This is a genomic window from Sporosarcina ureae DSM 2281 (assembly GCF_000425545.1).
Lineage (GTDB): Bacteria > Bacillota > Bacilli > Bacillales_A > Planococcaceae > Sporosarcina > Sporosarcina ureae.
In genome coordinates, this window is record NZ_AUDQ01000012.1 from 46,464 (window position 1) to 65,222 (window position 18,759).

The 18,759-nt window shown below is 44.0% G+C and carries 19 protein-coding genes and 1 riboswitch; of the genes, 2 read left to right on the forward strand and 17 right to left on the reverse strand.

The annotated features are described in order from the left end of the window. Positions 1-34 precede the first annotated feature (34 nt). From sufU to H605_RS0112060, 16 genes are all read right to left on the reverse strand, one after another. Entirely contained in the window at positions 35-472 is a 438-nt protein-coding gene (gene sufU, locus H605_RS0111980; RefSeq protein ID WP_029054445.1) for a Fe-S cluster assembly sulfur transfer protein SufU, read from the reverse strand. After that, positions 462-1,691, reverse strand: a complete 1,230-nt coding sequence (locus H605_RS0111985) for a cysteine desulfurase (protein WP_029054446.1) — start codon at positions 1,689-1,691, stop codon at positions 462-464. Before H605_RS0111985 ends, sufU begins: the two co-directional genes overlap by 11 nt. Next, entirely contained in the window at positions 1,691-2,998 is a 1,308-nt protein-coding gene (gene sufD, locus H605_RS0111990; protein WP_029054447.1) for a Fe-S cluster assembly protein SufD, read from the reverse strand. Before sufD ends, H605_RS0111985 begins: the two co-directional genes overlap by 1 nt. An 18-nt stretch (positions 2,999-3,016) precedes the next feature. Continuing rightward, positions 3,017-3,796: a Fe-S cluster assembly ATPase SufC gene (gene sufC, locus H605_RS0111995; RefSeq protein ID WP_029054448.1), complete on the reverse strand. Its 780-nt coding sequence runs from the start codon at positions 3,794-3,796 to the stop codon at positions 3,017-3,019. A 267-nt stretch (positions 3,797-4,063) separates the two neighbouring features. Continuing rightward, complete coding sequence (locus H605_RS0112000; RefSeq protein ID WP_029054449.1) at positions 4,064-5,245, reverse strand: dicarboxylate/amino acid:cation symporter; 1,182 nt, start codon at positions 5,243-5,245, stop codon at positions 4,064-4,066. Positions 5,246-5,274: 29 nt separating this feature from the next. Beyond that, complete coding sequence (locus H605_RS0112005) at positions 5,275-5,625, reverse strand: hypothetical protein (RefSeq protein WP_029054450.1); 351 nt, start codon at positions 5,623-5,625, stop codon at positions 5,275-5,277. A 74-nt stretch (positions 5,626-5,699) separates the two neighbouring features. Next, positions 5,700-6,557: a MetQ/NlpA family ABC transporter substrate-binding protein gene (locus H605_RS0112010; RefSeq protein WP_029054451.1), complete on the reverse strand. Its 858-nt coding sequence runs from the start codon at positions 6,555-6,557 to the stop codon at positions 5,700-5,702. Positions 6,558-6,621: 64 nt separating this feature from the next. After that, entirely contained in the window at positions 6,622-7,290 is a 669-nt protein-coding gene (locus tag H605_RS0112015) for a methionine ABC transporter permease (protein ID WP_029054452.1), read from the reverse strand. Further along, entirely contained in the window at positions 7,283-8,308 is a 1,026-nt protein-coding gene (locus H605_RS0112020; protein ID WP_029054453.1) for a methionine ABC transporter ATP-binding protein, read from the reverse strand. The genes H605_RS0112015 and H605_RS0112020 overlap by 8 nt, the downstream gene beginning before the upstream one ends. 377 nt (positions 8,309-8,685) lie before the next feature. Then, a riboswitch (SAM riboswitch) is annotated at positions 8,686-8,791 on the reverse strand. Positions 8,792-8,840: 49 nt separating this feature from the next. Further along, entirely contained in the window at positions 8,841-9,140 is a 300-nt protein-coding gene (locus H605_RS0112030) for a thioredoxin family protein (protein ID WP_029054455.1), read from the reverse strand. Then, complete coding sequence (locus H605_RS0112035) at positions 9,133-9,486, reverse strand: toprim domain-containing protein (protein ID WP_029054456.1); 354 nt, start codon at positions 9,484-9,486, stop codon at positions 9,133-9,135. Before H605_RS0112035 ends, H605_RS0112030 begins: the two co-directional genes overlap by 8 nt. 63 nt (positions 9,487-9,549) lie before the next feature. Beyond that, positions 9,550-9,930 (reverse strand): glycine cleavage system protein GcvH, encoded by a 381-nt coding sequence (gene gcvH, locus H605_RS0112040; protein WP_029054457.1) that lies wholly within the window; start codon positions 9,928-9,930, stop codon positions 9,550-9,552. A 76-nt stretch (positions 9,931-10,006) separates the two neighbouring features. Further along, a complete protein-coding gene (locus H605_RS0112045) occupies positions 10,007-10,366 on the reverse strand; it encodes an arsenate reductase family protein (RefSeq protein WP_029054458.1) in 360 nt (119 codons plus the stop codon). 684 nt (positions 10,367-11,050) lie between these two features. Beyond that, positions 11,051-12,850 carry an acyl-CoA dehydrogenase family protein gene (locus tag H605_RS0112050; RefSeq protein ID WP_418346939.1) on the reverse strand — a complete coding sequence of 600 codons (1,800 nt, stop codon included), beginning with the start codon at positions 12,848-12,850 and terminating at the stop codon, positions 11,051-11,053. 38 nt (positions 12,851-12,888) lie between these two features. Next, positions 12,889-14,064, reverse strand: coding sequence for an acetyl-CoA C-acetyltransferase (locus H605_RS0112055; RefSeq protein WP_029054460.1), 1,176 nt, complete (start codon positions 14,062-14,064; stop codon positions 12,889-12,891). 27 nt (positions 14,065-14,091) lie between these two features. Next, entirely contained in the window at positions 14,092-16,515 is a 2,424-nt protein-coding gene (locus H605_RS0112060) for a 3-hydroxyacyl-CoA dehydrogenase/enoyl-CoA hydratase family protein (protein ID WP_472548849.1), read from the reverse strand. Between the two features lie 168 nt (positions 16,516-16,683). On the opposite strand from H605_RS0112060, the gene H605_RS0112065 reads away from it, so the two are divergent. Further along, a complete protein-coding gene (locus tag H605_RS0112065) occupies positions 16,684-17,004 on the forward strand; it encodes a thioredoxin family protein (RefSeq protein ID WP_029054462.1) in 321 nt (106 codons plus the stop codon). A 263-nt stretch (positions 17,005-17,267) separates the two neighbouring features. Next, positions 17,268-17,783: a C39 family peptidase gene (locus H605_RS0112070; protein WP_029054463.1), complete on the forward strand. Its 516-nt coding sequence runs from the start codon at positions 17,268-17,270 to the stop codon at positions 17,781-17,783. Here H605_RS0112070 and H605_RS0112075 read toward each other — a convergent pair. Beyond that, positions 17,772-18,659, reverse strand: a complete 888-nt coding sequence (locus H605_RS0112075; protein ID WP_029054464.1) for a 5'-3' exonuclease — start codon at positions 18,657-18,659, stop codon at positions 17,772-17,774. The genes H605_RS0112070 and H605_RS0112075 overlap by 12 nt on opposite strands. Positions 18,660-18,759: the final 100 nt, after the last annotated feature.

The following is an 18,759-nucleotide window of genomic DNA, read 5'->3' on the forward strand; positions in this document are numbered from 1 at the left end:
CTCCGTTCCATACTTGCTCGTACTATGGCCAAGGTCATTGCGACTCGCCAGAGACTCCCTTTTCCATCGCCTTCCAGCTCAATGTTGCACATTTAATTCGGGCAGGGAATTGCGCGACACCCGAAAGTGCTTCAAGGTCATCGAGCTCAATCGACTCGTCCAAATCTTTACCTAACATCATATCTGAAAATGAATGAGCTAACTTCACTGCCTCTTCTGTTGTCATACCTTTAATCATCTGTGTCATCATGGAAGCGGATGCCATGGAAATGGAACATCCTTCTCCTTCAAAATTGACGTCTTTTACGATGTCATCTTCTACGTTCATCGTTAATCGGATGACATCACCACAAGTTGGATTGTTCATGTCGATCGTGACATTTCCATTTTCCAAGACGCCTTTGTTTTTCGGGTGTTTATAATGCTCCATGATTACAGAACGATAAAGTTGGTCTAGTTTATTAGTAGACATCGTTAAAATACTCCTTTGTTGTGCGAAGTCCTTCCACGAGGCGATCTACGTCATCAGTGGTGTTGTAAAGATAGAAGCTAGCACGCGCTGTTGAAGAAACTTGTAGCCATTTCATCAATGGTTGTGCACAATGGTGACCTGCACGAACAGCTATACCATTCATATCAAGTACAGTTGCAACATCGTGAGGATGGACGTCATCCAAGTTAAATGTGACCAATCCTGCGCGCTTGTCGGGATCTCTTGGACCATAAATGGTCAAGCCGTCGATTTCAGACATTTTATCCATAGCATAACCAGCTAGTTCGTGTTCATGCTGTTCGATTGCGTCCAAACCGATTTCTTCCAAGAAGTCGATGGCTGCACCGAGTCCAATAGCTCCTGCAATAATAGGTGTGCCGCCTTCAAATTTCCAAGGCAACTCTTTCCAAGTGGATTCATATAGTCCGACAAAATCAATCATCTCGCCGCCGAATTCAATGGGTTCCATATTATTGAGTAAATCCTTTTTACCGTAGAGGACGCCGATACCGGTAGGTCCACACATTTTGTGTCCGGAAAATGCAAGGAAGTCGCAATCTAGATTCTGTACATCAATTTTCAAATGTGGAGCTGCTTGTGCAGCATCTACACACATCACTGCCCCATGTTGATGGGCAATTTTAGTGATTTCTTCAATCGGATTCATCGTGCCGAGAACGTTGGAAACATACATGATGGAAACGATTTTCGTTTTGTCTGTGATGGTTTCCCGTACTTTATCAAGTGATAATGTGCCGTCTTCTTCTAAATCGATATATTTTAACACTGCGCCAGTTTCTTTAGCGAGCTGCTGCCACGGAATAATATTGGAGTGGTGCTCCATATGTGTAATGACGATCTCGTCACCTTCCGAGACATTGGCACGGCCATAGCTTTGCGCAACGGTATTAATAGCTGTTGTTGTACCACGCATGAAGATTACTTCTTGCGTGGATTTGGCATTAATAAATTTACGAACTTTCTCACGAGCACCTTCATAACCATCAGTCGCACGATTTCCAAGTGTATGCACACCACGGTGAACGTTGGAGTTATCAAAGCGATAATAGCGATCCAGTGTCTCAATTACTTGAACAGGCTTTTGTGAAGTGGCAGCGCTATCCAAGTAAACTAGAGGATGTCCATTGATTTCTTGGTCTAATATAGGGAAATGATTGCGGATGTCTTTGCTGAGCATTAGCGCACTTTCCTTTCAATAACCTCCGTCAATTGTTTTCTAACTCCTGCGATTGGCAATTTGCTAACAACTGGAGCTAAGAAACCATGAATGATGAGGCGTTCTGCTTCTTCTTGTGAAATACCACGGCTCATTAGATAGAACATTTGAAGTGGATCTACACGTCCTACTGAAGCTGCGTGACCTGCTGTTACATCATTTTCATCGATAAGCAAAATCGGGTTCGCGTCTCCACGTCCTCTTTCGCCTAGCATGAGAATACGGGACTCTTGCACTGCGTTTGAACGAGTTGCACCTTTAGCAATACGTCCAATTCCGTTAAAGATCGCAGTAGAGTTTTCTTTCATTACACCGTGCTTCAAGATGAAACCGTCTGTATCAAGTCCCCAGTGCACGATTTCAGAAGTAAAGTTTTGCTTCTGGCTACCGCGTCCAACCACTACGGATTTCATATCACTAGATGAGCCGTCTCCGACTAAATGCGTGATGTTTTCAGAAATCGTATTGCTGTCGTTCATTAGACCAAGCGCCCACTCAATGCGTGCGTGAGGTCCAGTAACACCGCGACGGTTGACATAAGTTGTCATGCCTTCTGCTAATACGTCGACTGATCCGTAGACAATTTTCGCGTTCGCCATAGCAAATACTTCAGATACAATGTTCGCTTGAGTTTCTGCATGCTCTACTGTCGAAAGATAGCTTTCTACGTATGTTACTTGACTGTTTTCTTCTGCGACAAGTACAACGTGGTTAAATAATGATGCCTCTTCGTTAGAATGAATGAAAAGTACTTGTAGTGGATCTTCGATTACTACGTTTTTAGGTACGTAGACAAATACTCCACCGTTGATCAGTGCAGCGTGAAGAGCTGTTAATTTATGCTCATCCACTTTGACACCGTCAGTCATCAAGTATTTCTGTAACAACTCACTGTGTTCGCGTGATGCCGTAAAGATATCCGTCATAATAACGCCTTTTGACTTCAAATCTTCCGACAACGAAAGGTAGGCAGGTGTATTATTGTGCTGCACGTAAATATTTTGTTGTTGCTCGTCATCGATCAATGCTTTCGCTTCAGTCGGTAATTCTTCCAACCCAGCGAAGATCGAGCTTTCAACTGTATGTGAAGGGAATTCCGTGAAATTCCACTTTGTAATCTTAGTTTTATCTGGTTTTGGCATTTCGAGCACTTCAGCTTTCGCTAGAGCGTTCGAGCGAAAATCTGCCATCCAAGCAGCTTCCTCCACTTTTGCGGAATAAGAGCGGACGTCTTGTTCGGTCAATGCCAATGTTGTTTCAACCGTCATTTTGAGTCGTCCCCTTTCTTATGCTTCTTGTCCAACAGTTTCGTCTTCAATACCTAGTTCTTCTTTAATCCAGTCATATCCTTGCTCTTCAAGTTTCTTCGCTAATTCTGGTCCACCAGTTTTAACGATTTTACCTTGCATAATGATATGCACGTGATCTGGCGTGATATAGTCGAGCAAACGCTGGTAGTGAGTGATGATTAAGCAACCGAAGCCTTCACCGCGCATTTGATTGATTCCCTTAGAAACAATTTTCAATGCGTCGATATCTAGACCCGAGTCAATCTCGTCAAGTACTGCGAATTTTGGCTTCAACATCATTAACTGGAGAATTTCATTACGCTTTTTCTCTCCACCTGAGAAACCTTCGTTCAAATAACGAGTTGCCATATCTTCTTCCATTTCAAGAACTTCCATCTTGCTATCCATTTCACGAATGAACTTCATCAAAGAAATTTCATCGCCTTCTTCACGACGTGCGTTTACTCCAGAACGTAGGAAATCCGCGTTCGTTACGCCAGTGATTTCACTTGGATATTGCATCGCTAGGAATAGACCAGCTCTCGCACGCTCATCTACTTCCATTGCTAATACGTCTTCTCCATCGAGTAAGATCGATCCAGAAGTTACTTCATATTTCGGGTGACCCATGATTGCTGCTGCAAGCGTAGATTTCCCCGTACCATTGGGACCCATAATTGCATGGATCTCATTTGTATTTATTGTTAAGGTAACACCCTTTAAGATTTCTTTGTCCTCAATTCGGACATGAAGATCTTTAATTTCCAAAATTGCCATTCCAATACCTCCAGTATAATCGCGTTGAATGGTTATAATCCATTCTCTATTTAGTATCATTCTAATCTTAACCCATATTCGAGTTGGTTGCAAATCTTTAAGAATCATTACACATATTGGCTAATTCTATTGCTACTACAGGGCTAGGTATATTTTTCAAGATATTTGTTTTTCATTTGACAACTAATGAGTGAGAATCAATCAGAGCTTAGTACATAAGAATTAGACAGCAAAAAAGCCGGTTAAGTAACCGACTTTACTACTACTCTATATTTTTTTAGTGAAACGGTCGACGATCATCGCAAGCGCACCGTCACCCGTTACGTTTGTTGCTGTTCCGAAACTATCTTGTGCTAAATACAGCGCGATCATCAATGCTACCATGCCATCTGTGAATCCTAGCATAGTCGTTAGAAGTCCAGTTGCCGCAACAACTGCACCACCCGGCACACCTGGAGCCGCGATCATCGCAACACCTAGCATGAAAATGAATTGTAAATACGGACCAAAACTAACATCTAGGCCGTTCATCATCATAACCCCGATGGAACAAGAGACGATCGTAATCGTGCTACCTGACAAGTGGATCGTTGCGAATAACGGAACCGCGAAGTTCGTTACTCGTTCTGAAGCACCCGTCTTTTTCGCCTGACGAAGCGTAACTGGAATCGTGGCCGCAGAAGACTGCGTTCCGATAGCTGTCAAATACGCAGGTAGCATCGTTTTCATTAACACGAACGGATTACGTTTGTTCAATGAACCCGCCACTGTGTACTGGAATGTCAGCATGATTAAGTGAAGAATAATGATCATGATGAAAACAAATACAAAGACAGAAAGTACATTCGCCACTTCACCTGTATACGTCATATTCAGGAAAATCCCGAAAATATGAAATGGTAATAACGGAATAATTACGACAGAAATAACTTTATCGATAATTAAATTAAACTCATCGAAGAACGACATCATCGTCTTCCCTTTAATGGCTGCCATCCCGATTCCAAGGAGAAATGCCATTAGCAAAGCGGTCATGATTCCCATCATCGGATCCATTTCCATTTTGAAGAACGCTTCTCCCGCTTTACGTGCGCCGTCTGCAATATCCGTCTTCGTCGTTGGATTAATGAAGTTCGGTAAAATAGTTGTTGCTGCAAAATACGCAAGCAATCCCGCAATAACCGTAGAGCCATACGCAAAAGCAGCAGACATTCCAAGTAATTTCCCTGAACCTGCCCCAAGCTTTGCAATACTCGGTGCGATAAATGCGATGATGATCAGCGGAACAATAAAGTTCAAGAATCCACCGAACAACATATTAAAAGTGGCCGCTAAACGAACGAACCAGAGTGCGAACCCTTCATGGATCATCGGCAATAGTAAGCCAAGCCCGATCGCTAACCCAATGGCGATCAAAATTCGCCAAATGAGTCCTAATTTAAACTTCACAATACGTCCTCCTCAAATACACATATGTATTACTCAAACAAAATCAACTTTATCACAAGTCGAAAGAATAAAGAAGATTTTGTTTGGATTTTCTTAATATTTTTCTTGTGTGTTGGGGGATGAGGTGGATTGTCTGGGTATTGAGCGGATAGCTTAGCGGGTTGAGCGGATTGCCCAGTGGGTTGAGCGGATAGTCCAATACATTGAGCGAGCCGCGCACTGCATAGGAGCGGACACCCCAACACTTTGAGCGCTCCAAACACTGCATTGAGCGGATTGCCCAGCGGATTGAGCGGTTCACGCGCGGGGTTGAGCGGATTGCCCTGCACATTGAGCACTTCACCCACCTCATTGAGCGGATAACTCCCAACATTGAGCAACCAAATCACTCCACCCACCATTCATCCAAATAAAAAAAGGCCGGCAGCTACAATAGCTACCGACCCTCACCTTATTATTGTACGGGAACAACTGATCCAGACCACTCGTTCAAGATGAATTCTTGAATTTGCTCTGAAGTCAGTACTTCTACCAATGCTTGGATTGCATCGCTGTCTTCGTTACCGCTCTTCACCGCAATTACGTTAACATATGGAGACTCTTTATCTTCCAATGCGATGGAATCTTCCATTGGATTCAAGCCTGCATCGATAGCGTAGTTGGAGTTAATCAACAATGCGTCGCCTTCGTCGTTGTTATACAACTGAGGCATTAATGCTGCTTCGTAGTTTGCGTCGAACTCCAAGTTCTTTGGATTTTCTACAATATCGTCTACTTCAGCTTTCACTTTTTCTACGTCGTCAGCTAGCTTGATCAATCCTTTTTCTTCAAGCATAGCAAGTACTCGGCCGTGATCTGCAACAGAGTTACTGATTAAGATCGTTGCGCCGTCCGGAAGATCTTCCAATGAATCATATTTCTTTGAGTACACACCGATCGGCTCGATGTGGATTGCACCCGCATTGACAAAGTCATAACCGAAATCAGCCATTTGGCTCTCTAGATACGGAATGTGTTGGAAATAGTTCGCGTCGATTGTACCTTCGTCCAAATCTTTGTTTGGCAGTACATAGTCTGTGTAACTCTCTATTGTTAAATCATAGCCTTTTGCAGCTAATAACGGCTTAGCTTCTTCTAAGATCACCGCGTGCGGTGTATTAGATGCACCGACTGTCAACGACGTTTTCTCGCCTTTTTCTGCATCATCTACATCTGTTGCCCCATTATCCTTACTACCCTCGTCTTTTGTTCCGCAAGCTGCCAGCGCAAGCACTAGTACGGCTGCGAATAGACCGAATAAAAACTTCTTCATATCCACATTTCTCCCTCTCCATGATGGAATGTTTTATGGTTAACAGGTTATCCTGAAAATCCTATTATCGCTTGTCCAAACGTTTCACAATGAAATCACCTATAAACTGAATGATAAACACGATGACTAGTACTAATATTGTCGCCATCATCGTAACATCTCCACGGTTACGCTGAAACCCTTCGAGATACGCGAGCGTACCGAGTCCTCCAGCACCGATTACCCCGGCCATTGCTGTGTAGCCGACAAGTGCAATTGACGTCACTGTAATACCTGACACGAGTGCCGGCATGGATTCTGGTAACAATACTTTAAAAATGATCGTAGATGTTTTGGCGCCCATTGAACGCGCCGCTTCGATCACTCCTTTATCAATTTCCTGCAATGCAATGAGTACCATGCGGCCATAAAACGGAGCTGCGCCAATGATTAATGCTGGCAACGCAGCATTCGGTCCACGCATGCTGCCTATTAATAAATTCGTCAAAGGTAACAATAAAATAATCAAAATAATAAAAGGTATCGATCGGAATATATTTACGAATGCGCCCGTAAAGACATTCGTGATTTTATTTGCCCATAACTGACCCGGATTTGTTAAAAACAATAACAGACCGAGTGCAATACCAAAAATAAACGTGAAGACCGTTGAGTAGGCAGACATATAAAGCGTCTCGCCCGTTGCTTGCCACATTTTATCCCAGTTAACGTTCGGGAACCATTGCTCAATCATGGATCAGCACCTCCGTCTTCACTTCATTGGCGTCTAGGAAAGCAATGGCTTCCTCTATAACTGCCGCGTCCCCTACTAATTGCAAGACAAGTGTGCCATATGCGCCGTCACGTGTCGTCGAAATATTCCCTTGCACGATGTTGACATCGATTGAGAATGTACGAATTAATTCAGCAAGCACTGGCTGCTCTGTACGTTCGCCAATGAAAGCTAGCTTGATCAACTTGCCATGCGGTGACTCTTCCTGTAAATGCGCCATCGCTGCGTCCGTATCGCCTGTATCGGTCACCTGCGAAATGAAACGCTTCGTAATATCCGCTTGAGGGGATTGGAAGACATCCAGCACATTACCCGCTTCCACGACTTGCCCGGCTTCCATGACCGCCACGCGATGACAGATCTTGCGAATGACATGCATTTCATGCGTAATCAAAACGATTGTTAATCCAAGACGTTCATTAATATCCGTCAATAAATCCAGAATCGCATTCGTCGTCTCGGGATCCAGTGCGGACGTTGCTTCATCACAAAGTAATACTTCGGGATCATTTGCAAGCGCGCGCGCAATGCCGACACGTTGCTTCTGACCACCCGATAACTGCGATGGATACGCCTGCTCACGGCCTGTCAGTCCAACGAGATCAATCAATTCCTTCACTTTTTGCTTACGTGCCGATTTCTTCACGCCAGCAATTTCAAGAGGAAACATAATATTCTCTTCTACTGTTCTTGACCACAGTAAGTTAAAGTGCTGGAAAATCATACTGATTTTCTGGCGCGCATTGCGAAGGCCAGCACCTTTCAATGTCGTCATTTCTTGTCCGTGAATCATAATACTACCGGACGTAGGTGTTTCAAGACCGTTCAACAGTCGAATTAAAGTACTTTTCCCTGCCCCACTATATCCGATGACGCCGAAAATTTCTCCCTCTTCGATGGCTAATGTCACATCATCTACCGCGACAATTTCTGAACGGTTCAATTGGAATCTTTTATGAACGTTTGTTAGTTGAATCATTTTCCGCACCACCTTTATTAAGTCTTTTCATTATGTGTTTTAGAAAGCTACATTGCGCTTTCCGCTTTTGTTTCATCCAGCTGCAGATGCCAGCTCCTCGGGTCGTTTCAGACTTTCCAAAAAGGCAAAGTGCGCCTTTGGGGTAAGTCCTCCAACGCCTGTCGGAGCTAAACGGCATCTTCCGCTTTTGTTTCATCCAGCTGCAGATGCCAGCTCCTCGGGTCGTTTCAGACTTACCAAAAAGGCAAAGAACGCCTTTGTGGTAAGTCTTCCAACGCCTGTCGAGCCTACACGGCGCTTTCCGCTTTAGAATAAAAAAAGCCTTCCTGCAGACAAGCAGAAAGGCCGAACGTATGTAGTTATGTACGTTACCATTTCTCTCATCTATCAAAGCGTTAGGCTTTGAGTGAATTGGCACCATTTCACAAACGTGACGGTTGCCGGGCTTCATAGGGCACTTCCCTCCACCGCTCTTTATAAGAGTTACGTATTCAATTGATTAACTACTTATACCATACTTTGATATCTATTGTCAACTGAGCTTCTCTAGCAAGTACGGGACGGATTGAAAGGCGTAAATCTTTTCTAAAGGCTGTCCTCTGCGTTGAATGAGTAAACAAGGAACACTTTCCACCTCATATTCTATTGCGATTTCCTGCACGTAATTCAAGTCTGCCTTTCCAATCGGTAATTTCGGACACATTGTCTCGATTACCGTGAGCATTTTTGAAGCGACTGCACACGTTCCGCACATCGGTGTATATAAATAAAAAGCGGCTACTTGCTCTGCCGCCTGTGCACGTTGCCAGTCTTCAATTGTCCAATTATTCATGTGGTCCACCTGCCAAGTATTTGGAATGTACTTTAAAATTGGCGGCAGCTAAAATGCTAGCCAATAGTTTAATAGGCGTCGTTTCTACTTCGCGGTAGAGACGATCCGTATATAAATGTCGCGCTTCTGGATACAGTTGTTTGAACAGCTTCCGAATGGACTCACCTGAGGCGTCCGCATCCATAAAGACGAACAGGTCTTGTTGCTCGTATGGTTCAAGCAGTTCCTCAATATGATACGCACTGATGGTGCCATTCGTACAAAGAATCTCTACAGGCTCTGCAAGGATCGGCACTAGCCGCTTACGATCCGAACCGCCTTCTACAATGAGAACTTTCAGGTCCATCCTGTTTCCTCCTAGCGTGTAAAAAAAGCGCTAGGACGTTCCAGCGCTTTTTCTTTTAGAATATTATTCAGCTGTCATTTCTTCGTACTGCTCAGCTGTCATTAACTCATCCAATTCAGCTTTGTTATCGATTTCAACTACTACCATCCATGCACCTTCGTATGGAGATTCGTTAACCAATTCCGGGCTGTCTTCAAGGTTTTCGTTCACTTCTACAACTTTACCAGTAAGTGGAGCGTACAATTCAGAAACCGTTTTCACTGATTCAACGCTTCCGAAAGGCTCGTCTGATTTCAATTGATCGCCCACTTGTGGCAGTTCAACGAATACGATATCTCCTAGTTCAGACTGTGCGAAATGTGTGATTCCGATACGGTATTTACCGTCTTCTTCTTTTACCCATTCGTGCTCTTCTGAATAACGTAAATCTTTTGGTGTGCTCATGTCGTTACCTCCAAAAATATAATAGTTTATCTACCCTTAGTTTGCCATAGTTCCCGCATAAAGACAAGATTCTAGATCACTTCTTCCACGTTTCTGTAAACGTTGTTTCATTAAATCCAACGGTCACTTTTTGGTTATCAGAAACGATTGGACGTTTGATGAGCATTCCGTCTGAAGCGAGGAGCGCGATCTTTTCATCGTCCGTCATGGTTGGTAGTTTGTCTTTTAAGTTGAGCTCACGATATTTCTTACCGCTTGTGTTGAAGAATTTTTTCATTTCGAGTCCGGAGTTCGCGATCATGTTGCGTAGTTCGTCTTCGCTTGGAGGTTGTTCGGCGATGTTCTTTTCTTCGAATGAAATCCCTTCGTCCGTAAGCCATTTCTTCGCTTTGCGGCACGTGGTACATTTTGGATAGCCGTAGTATGTCATAGTCATAATTGTCAATCCCTCCTTTTTTTTCAGTATAGCAAATTAAGGGGGGCGGTGCTAACTTAGCGGCGTTTGATTGCTGTTGTGTTTGTGCTTTTAGAGGCTGGCAATCTGTTGGGCTTGGGGCTTGGGGCTTGGGGCTTGGCGCTTCGGAGGGGACGCTTTCCTGAGGGCCCGCGGCGAGCCAACTGTTCGCTGTGCTCTCTTAGTTGTCTCGCCTGTCGGGCTGATCCTCTAGGAGTCGCCCCCCTACGCACCAATCCCTTGCAAGCTGAGTGGGTGACAGTTTCTGGTGTGCATTGTATGTGGTATTGTGATTAACTTTATAAAGGAGCTTGAACTAACCAAGTGTAAAGGAAAAACCACTTAGACTCTATCTACAATAGTGGATCTAGGTACCTTCACGTTAAACATAGGATTGGAGCGGAAGCTGGGGCGACTCCTGGAGGATCAGCGAGAGCCGTAACGAAGGACGGCTTTTGCGAGTAAAAGCGCAGCGTTAGGAGCATGTGCTTTCATAGACTGCCTTGAGTAAGCCACGCCCTCAGGAAAGCGTCCCCAGCTGGAGCTTCAATCTCCTCGCACTCTCTATCTATATTCACCACTCTAACGCATTTGTTCTTGAACGACCTCTCCAATTCTCCCAAAACAAAAACGCCCCACATAGGAGGCGTTTTGTCTACGTTATGATTAAACGATATACTTCTCTGCTTCGATCAGCTTCTCAGCCGCTTCACGCTTCTTCGCAATAATGTTATATGGATTATTACGAGTCAACTTACGCAACGCAGAAATCATCATGCGTTGGTTGTCACCGTCGACCGCTGCAAGCAAAGTCTCTTTTGCTGCCGCTTCGATACGTCCGAACGCTTCTTGACAGAAAATCTGTGTATAGAGAAGCTTCTGGTTCTCTTTTGCTTCACCATTCTTATTGATTGCCTTCTCCGTACGAAGCAATGCAGACTCCATACCGAATAGATCATTCGCAATATCTGCGATGTTTACAAGGATTTCCTGCTCCTGATCCAATTTCGTGCCGTAACGCTGTGCTGCAAGTCCTGCAACCAAGATACCGATCTTCTTCGCGTTCTTCACAAGCGCCTTCTCTTGAGCCAATGCCTCTTCGCCCACTTCTTCCGGCATAAGCATTAACAACTCTTCCTGCAATGCTTGTGCTTGTTGAAGCAACGGCAATTCGCCTTTCATTGCTTTCTTCAAGAACGTACCTGGAACGATCATACGGTTGATTTCATTCGTTCCTTCAAAGATACGGTTAATACGGGAGTCACGGTAGATACGCTCTACTTCGTACTCTGCCATGAAGCCGTAACCGCCGTGAATTTGAACGGCTTCATCGGAAATGTAATCCAACACTTCTGAACCTACTACTTTATTAATAGAACATTCAATTGCATATTCAGCAATGGAAGCCGCCACTTTTGCGCCATCTTTTTGCTCTTCAGGGCTCATCGCCGCGTTACGCTCTTCAAAGTACCCAACCGTACGATAGATCAAGCTTTCTGTTGCGTACAACTTAGATGCCATCGTACCGAACTTTTCTTTCGTTAAGTTGAATGAAGAAATCGGTGTGTCAAACTGCTTACGCTGATTCGCGTATTTGATAGCCAATTCAAGTGCCCGCTTTGATCCGCCAATCGTACCTACTCCAAGCTTGTAACGGCCGATGTTTAAGATGTTGAACGCGATCACGTGTCCGCGGCCAATCTCACCTAATAAGTTTTCAACCGGTACTTGTGCGTCTTCTAGAATCAACGTACGTGTAGAAGATGATTTGATACCCATTTTCTTCTCTTCCGGTCCTACTGAAACGCCTGGATATTCTTTTTCTACGATAAATGCCGTGAATTTGTCGCCATCTACTTTTGCGTAGACTACGAATACATCAGCAAATGCAGAGTTCGTGATCCACTGTTTTTCACCGTTTAGTACATAGTGTGTACCTGCAGCATTTAATTTAGCAGTGGTCTTCGCGCCTAGAGCGTCTGACCCTGAGCTTGGCTCTGTCAATGCATAAGCGGAGATTTTTGTTCCACTTGCAGAGTTCGGCAAGTACTTCATTTTTTGCTCATGGTTACCGAATAATACAATCGGCAATGTACCGATCCCTACGTGCGCACCGTGTGTAATCGAGAAGCCGCCTGCTACGGATAATTTTTCAGCAATCAATGCGGATGAAATTTTATCTAGTGCAAGTCCTTCATACTCTTCTGGAATATCTGCTGCTAGAAGACCTAGATCTCCTGCTTTCTTCAGCAATGTGACAGAGTTTTCGAATTCATGGTTCTCCAGCTTTTCAATCAACGGTGTTACATCATTTTTCACATACTCTTCCGTTGTTTTGGCGATCATCTTTTGCTCATCTGTAAAATCCTCAGGTGTGAAAACGCGACTAGCGTCCATATCCTCAGTTAAAAATGCTCCACCTTTTACGAATTCTGTCATAGTTGTTCCCTCCATAGCTTTAGTCATTGTATTTCCCCCTATTTGTTTGTATGTTTGATTTTATTTTATAGAACTTCGAATACTCCAGCTGCTCCCATTCCGCCACCGATACACATCGTGACGACACCGTACTTTTTGCCTTGGCGTTTCAATTCATTAATTAATTTCAAAGTCAAAATAGTTCCTGTCGCACCTAGTGGATGACCTGATGAAATGGCTCCCCCATTGACGTTCACTTTATCTGTATCCAATCCAAGTTCACGAATCACTGCAAGTGACTGAGATGCGAATGCTTCATTGAGCTCGAAAAGGTCGATGTCTTCAATAGATAGACCCGCTAGTTTCAACGCTTTAGGCACAGCGACAATCGGTCCAATCCCCATCACTTCCGGTGGCACGCCGCCTACTGCGAAAGAAAGGAATTTTGCCATGGGTTGTAAACCACGCTTTTCAGCGACTTCTCTATCCATTAATAAGACCATTCCTGCACCGTCAGATGTTTGTGACGCGTTTCCAGCTGTGACAGAACCTGTCGCTGCGAAAGCTGGACGTAATTTTCCGAGAATTTCAGTCGTCGTACCAGGACGTACGCCTTCATCCATTTCGAATAAAACCGTTTTTTCTTGATACTTACCGTCCTCATTGACAAAACGTCTCGTTACTTCAACTGGTACAATCTCATCGACAAATTTTTCTTCTTTAATCGCCGCTTCGGTACGTTTATGTGATTCCACTGCGAACGCATCCTGATCTTCACGGGAGATGCCATACTTTTGCGCCACTTGCTCCGCTGTATGTCCCATTCCCATATAGTATTGAGGCGCTTCTTCAGCGAGTTTAACGTTCGGACGAATCGTATTCCCCATCATCGGAACCATACTCATCGATTCGACGCCACCTGCTAAGATTGCTTCTGAGTGACCGAGCATGATACGCTCTGCCGCATAAGCGATCGACTGCAAACCGGATGAACAAAAGCGGTTGACCGTTACGGCAGGTGTCGTATCCGGTAATCCTGCTAGCGCGCCGATGTTACGCGCGACGTTCATTCCTTGTTCCGCTTCAGGCATGGCACAACCGATGATCAAGTCATCGATCGGCCCATCATAATTCCCCGCACGTTTTAATGTTTCCTTTATAGTCAACGCCCCAAGATCATCCGGACGGACAGTTGCCAAAGAACCTTTTCCTGCTTTTCCAATCGGTGTTCGAGCACCGGCTACAATTACTGCTTCGCGCATTCTGCTTCCTCCTTTAGCTATCTCTCATCAGTTACGTAACGGCTTACCCTTGACTAGCATATGCTGCATACGCTGTTGTGATTTCGGTTCTGCCACTAAACTTAAAAATGCTTCGCGTTCTAAATCAAGTAAGTATTGCTCATCGACACGTGTACCATATGGAATCTTTCCGCCAGACAGTACGTATGCGAGTTTCTTCGCAATTTTTAAATCATGTTCGCTAATGAATCCAGAACTGAACATCCCTTCAGCTGCAAGTAATAAGGTTGCATAGCCTGAATCGCCTGTTACAGGAACTTTCGCTCTCTTCGGCGCTACATAGCCCGCTTCAAATAATGACAAAGCAGCTTGTTTCGCGTCGTAGATTAGATGATCCGGATTGACACTAATGCCGTCTGCAAAGTCGAGGAAGTTGTTCTCTCTTGCTTCTTCAGCAGATGTCGACGTTTTCGCCATGGCGATCGATTCGAATACTTTATTCGCAATATGTTGATAATCAGTAGGTACACCGTTTGGCAAACCTTTCAGGTGCTTCTGATATAAGTTGACGTTACCGCCACCACCTGGAATCAAGCCTACCCCTACTTCAACGAGTCCCATATACGTTTCCATAGATGCCTGAATATGTGCAGCTGGAAGACAAACTTCTGCTCCGCCACCTAGCGTCATCTGGAATGGTGCCGCAACAACTGGCTTGCCACTATATTTAATCTTCAACATCGCGTTCTGGAATGAACGGATAACAAAGTCGAGTTCAAAGATATTATCATCTTGTGCTTCCATTAAAATCATGCCAAGGTTCGCACCGACACAGAAGTTTTTCCCCTGATTCCCGATTACAAGTCCTTTGAAGTTCCGCTCCACTTCATCTACCGCGATGTTGATCATCTGAATGATGTCCAGTCCGATCGCATTCGACTGCGAATGGAATTCTAGTAAAGCTATTCCATCTCCAAGGTCAATCAAGCTTGCGCCAGAGTTCTTCTTGATGACACCGTGCTTCTTCTTATACTGCTTCAAGTCGATCGCTTTCTCATTTACTTGCACAGCTTGATAGTCCGAGCCATCGAAGAAGTACGTATCGCCATTCTCTTCTTTATAGAAAGTTTCATAGCCTTTATCGAGCAATGACTGAACGAGTTCAGGGATTTCCTTGCCTTCTTCTTTCAGCATGTCCACAGACTTCTTCACGCCGATTGCGTCCCATATTTCAAACGGTCCTTGTGTCCAGCCGAAGCCCCATTTCATTGCGTTATCGATTGAAACGATATCGTCTGCAATTTCCCCATGAAGTTGTGCAGCATATAGCATCGTCGGTGTTAATGTATTCCACAAAATCTCGCCTGCACGATCTTTTGCATACAGTAACGTCTTCACTTTATTAGCTAGTCCTTTTTGCTGCTTTGCCATTTCTATTGAAGGCGCTTTCATTTTCTGCGTAGGAACATATTCAAATGTCTTCATATCCAATTCCATAATGTCTCGGCCTTTTTTCACATAGAAGCCTTGCTTTGCTTTCGCGCCGATCCAGCCATTATCGATCATTTTCGTGACGACCTCAGGTAGCTCAAATATTTTCTGTTCTTCACCCGTTGTCTGATCGTAGACGTTTTTCGCCACGTGCATATACGTATCCAGTCCCACGACATCTAATGTACGGAATGTTGCAGACGTCGGACGGCCGATTAATGTACCCGTAATCGAGTCGATTTCCCCGATTGTATAACCGCGTTCGAGCATTTCATGCAATGTTACTTGTAAACCATACGTTCCGATTCGGTTACCGATGAAGTTTGGAGTATCTTTCGCAATTACAACTCCCTTTCCTAAACGATCTTCACCGAACACTGTCATGAACTCTACAACTTCAGGTGATGTCGTTTCTGTAGGAATAATCTCAAGCAATTTCAAGTATCTTGGAGGATTGAAGAAATGTGTGCCAAGGAAGTGCTTCTGGAAATCTTCCGAACGTCCTTCTGTCATCGCTTCAATACTGATCCCCGATGTATTGGATGAAATGATGGTGCCTGGCTTTCGCACATTTTCAATCTTTTCATATAAACTCTTTTTAATATCCAGGTTTTCTACGACGACTTCAATGATCCAATCTACGTCTTTCAATTGATCCAAATGGTCCTCAAAGTTTCCTGGTGTAAGTAATGATAAGCTTTTCTTCGTTGTCAGAGGAGCCGGTTTCTGTTTTTGTAATTTCTCCAACGCTGTTGCCGCAAACTTATTGCGGAACATTGGATTGTCATACGTTAATCCTTTTGCCTCGTCATCTGCACTTAATTTCGGTGGTACGATATCTAGTAAAAGTACGGGAATACCAATATTCGCTAAGTGCGCTGCTATACCAGAACCCATAACTCCAGATCCTAAAACTGCCGCTTTTCTAATTTGATAAGTCACGTGCAATCCTCCCCTTAAGTTCTTTGAATGAACGCTCATTCATTTATAGAGTAAAAAAATATGCGTTGCCTATAATTGCTAGTATAAATCATTTGAAATTATTTCGCAATATTTATTTCATATTTAATCAGACTTTTTAAAATAAGCAATTTAATACCAAACATTCATGATTCATTGTACACTACATACTGAATGGAGGCGATAAAAATGAAAGAAATTAAATCAGCAACTGAGTTTGAAGAAATCATTGCGAGTGACCAGCCAGTACTTGTGAAATTCGAAGCAGGCTGGTGCCCAGACTGTAAGCGTATGGATATGTTTATTGATCCAATCGTTGAAAAATACGATACATACACATGGTATGAAGCGGATCGCGACGTTATTCCAGAAATTGCTGAGAAATATGAAGTGATGGGAATTCCAAGTCTGTTAGTCTTCCAAAATGGTGAGAAGCATGCACATCTGCATAGTGCGTTTGCAAAGTCCCCTGAACAAGTTGAGGAGTTTTTAGACGAAGTGAAGATCTAAAGATGAAATGTGAAAATGCTGAGAACCTAAAGGTTCTCAGCATTTGCTTTATTGAGCGGTTGTTGGGATGGGTTGAGCGGTTGAACGGAAAGTATGAGCGATTGAACCGCTAGATAGAGCGTATGCACAGCTGGATAGAGCACTTAGCGAGCTACATTGAGCGCAAAACAGAGTTCATAGAGCGCTTAAGCAACAAGTATGAGCGCCACACACCGCGCGCCCCCTACCAAACCACAATATGTTCCATAAAGGAGGAGTTCTGCATGTCCAAATACATAGAAGTACAAGGTAAATCGCAGTATGATAACGACATTGAACCAAGCTACCGTCCGTCGGCTTGCGGGCCTGTTACAGCGTATGTGTTGCTGCGCCATTTCTTACCTACCGAACAAATTCCTTCCATTAATGAGCTGTATCGAACATTAGGGAGTACGAAGATTGGTTTGCCTACTTGGCGCTTTGTTCGTAGGCTCAACAAAATGCTCGGCTCGCAATGGAATGTGAAAGTTTGTAACCTACAGCAGGCTATCGAGCAAATCGATGAAGACCGCCCTGTGGCTGTGAAGTTTGATAAATGGTTCAAGTTCAAGTGGCGTAGTCGTTTTTCATTCGATTATCACTGGGTCGTGATGGTTGGGTATGAGTATATAGAGAATCAACTACATATTCTCGTTCATGACCACGGTGGCAGAAATTGCGCGAGCCGTGTGCGCTCCATCCCCTATGAGCCGAATCATAAGATTTTGACGTTCGTTAAGATCGAATCGTTAAAACGGTGAAACAGGTAGTCCTTGTTTAGCAATCATGGAATAGCCTTGCTCTTCCATTACTTTGGCAGTTTCTTCAGTGAACTCCGGAATGAGCAAATCTTCTAGCGGATCATCGAGTTTGATATCACAATGAATCGTTGCGAGATCCCTTGAAATCATCAGCATCTCTTCTTCTGCATTCAGCTTCTTCTGCACACCTGCCGTTAGTTTTTCTCTCGCTGCGAGCACGCCATCGACCGAGCCATACTCCTGTATTAACTTCAATGCCGTCTTCGGACCAATCCCCTTCACTCCAGGGTATCCGTCGCTCGAATCTCCAGTGAATGCTTTCATATCAATGAATTGCTTAGGAGTAATCCCATACTCTTCTATAAAACGAGCTTCCGTGTATTCATCATACTGCGTGAAGCCTTTTTTCGTTAGCGCAATCGACACATCCGGCTTCAATAGCTGAAGTAAATCTTTATCGCCCGACACCACTGTCAATTTTGCTTCGTCTTTCCACGTTTCAATTAGCGAACCAATTAGATCATCCGCTTCCATGTTCTTGATTCCATAACTCTTCCACCCTAGTGTTTCCGATACTTCACGAGCCATATCGAACTGCGGAATTAATTCCGGTGCAGGTGCTGGGCGATGCGCTTTATAGTCTGCGAATAATTCATTACGAAATGTTTTCGATCCCATATCCCAGCACACCGCTAAATGTGTCGGTTGGAAAATCGAGATAGCACTCATCGTATGTCGCGCAAATCCTTGTACGCCATTCGTCGGTACATCCAATGCATTGCGGAAAAACTGCCCACTATGTGCCGTCGCAAAAAATGAACGGAACAACAACGCCATTCCATCCACTACTAAAATATGAGGTTTATTTTCATTCATTATATTCCACTTCCTTTATCTTTAGTTTAGCACAGCTATCGCATGAAGAGACAATAAGGTCAAATAACCAACAGACTGCATATGATAAAACGAACAATAA

Coding starts and splice junctions, on each gene's coding strand:
- sufU (WP_029054445.1), bottom strand. CDS start 472: ATGTCTACTAATAAACTAGACCAACTTTATCGTTCTGTAATCATGGAG.
- H605_RS0111985 (WP_029054446.1), bottom strand. CDS start 1,691: ATGCTCAGCAAAGACATCCGCAATCATTTCCCTATATTAGACCAAGAA.
- sufD (WP_029054447.1), bottom strand. CDS start 2,998: ATGACGGTTGAAACAACATTGGCATTGACCGAACAAGACGTCCGCTCT.
- sufC (WP_029054448.1), bottom strand. CDS start 3,796: ATGGCAATTTTGGAAATTAAAGATCTTCATGTCCGAATTGAGGACAAA.
- H605_RS0112010 (WP_029054451.1), bottom strand. CDS start 6,557: ATGAAGAAGTTTTTATTCGGTCTATTCGCAGCCGTACTAGTGCTTGCG.
- H605_RS0112015 (WP_029054452.1), bottom strand. CDS start 7,290: ATGATTGAGCAATGGTTCCCGAACGTTAACTGGGATAAAATGTGGCAA.
- H605_RS0112020 (WP_029054453.1), bottom strand. CDS start 8,308: ATGATTCAACTAACAAACGTTCATAAAAGATTCCAATTGAACCGTTCA.
- H605_RS0112030 (WP_029054455.1), bottom strand. CDS start 9,140: ATGAATAATTGGACAATTGAAGACTGGCAACGTGCACAGGCGGCAGAG.
- H605_RS0112035 (WP_029054456.1), bottom strand. CDS start 9,486: ATGGACCTGAAAGTTCTCATTGTAGAAGGCGGTTCGGATCGTAAGCGG.
- gcvH (WP_029054457.1), bottom strand. CDS start 9,930: ATGAGCACACCAAAAGATTTACGTTATTCAGAAGAGCACGAATGGGTA.
- H605_RS0112045 (WP_029054458.1), bottom strand. CDS start 10,366: ATGACTATGACATACTACGGCTATCCAAAATGTACCACGTGCCGCAAA.
- H605_RS0112050 (WP_418346939.1), bottom strand. CDS start 12,850: ATGACTAAAGCTATGGAGGGAACAACTATGACAGAATTCGTAAAAGGT.
- H605_RS0112055 (WP_029054460.1), bottom strand. CDS start 14,064: ATGCGCGAAGCAGTAATTGTAGCCGGTGCTCGAACACCGATTGGAAAA.
- H605_RS0112060 (WP_472548849.1), bottom strand. CDS start 16,515: ATGAGCGTTCATTCAAAGAACTTAAGGGGAGGATTGCACGTGACTTAT.
- H605_RS0112065 (WP_029054462.1), top strand. CDS start 16,684: ATGAAAGAAATTAAATCAGCAACTGAGTTTGAAGAAATCATTGCGAGT.
- H605_RS0112070 (WP_029054463.1), top strand. CDS start 17,268: ATGTCCAAATACATAGAAGTACAAGGTAAATCGCAGTATGATAACGAC.
- H605_RS0112075 (WP_029054464.1), bottom strand. CDS start 18,659: ATGAATGAAAATAAACCTCATATTTTAGTAGTGGATGGAATGGCGTTG.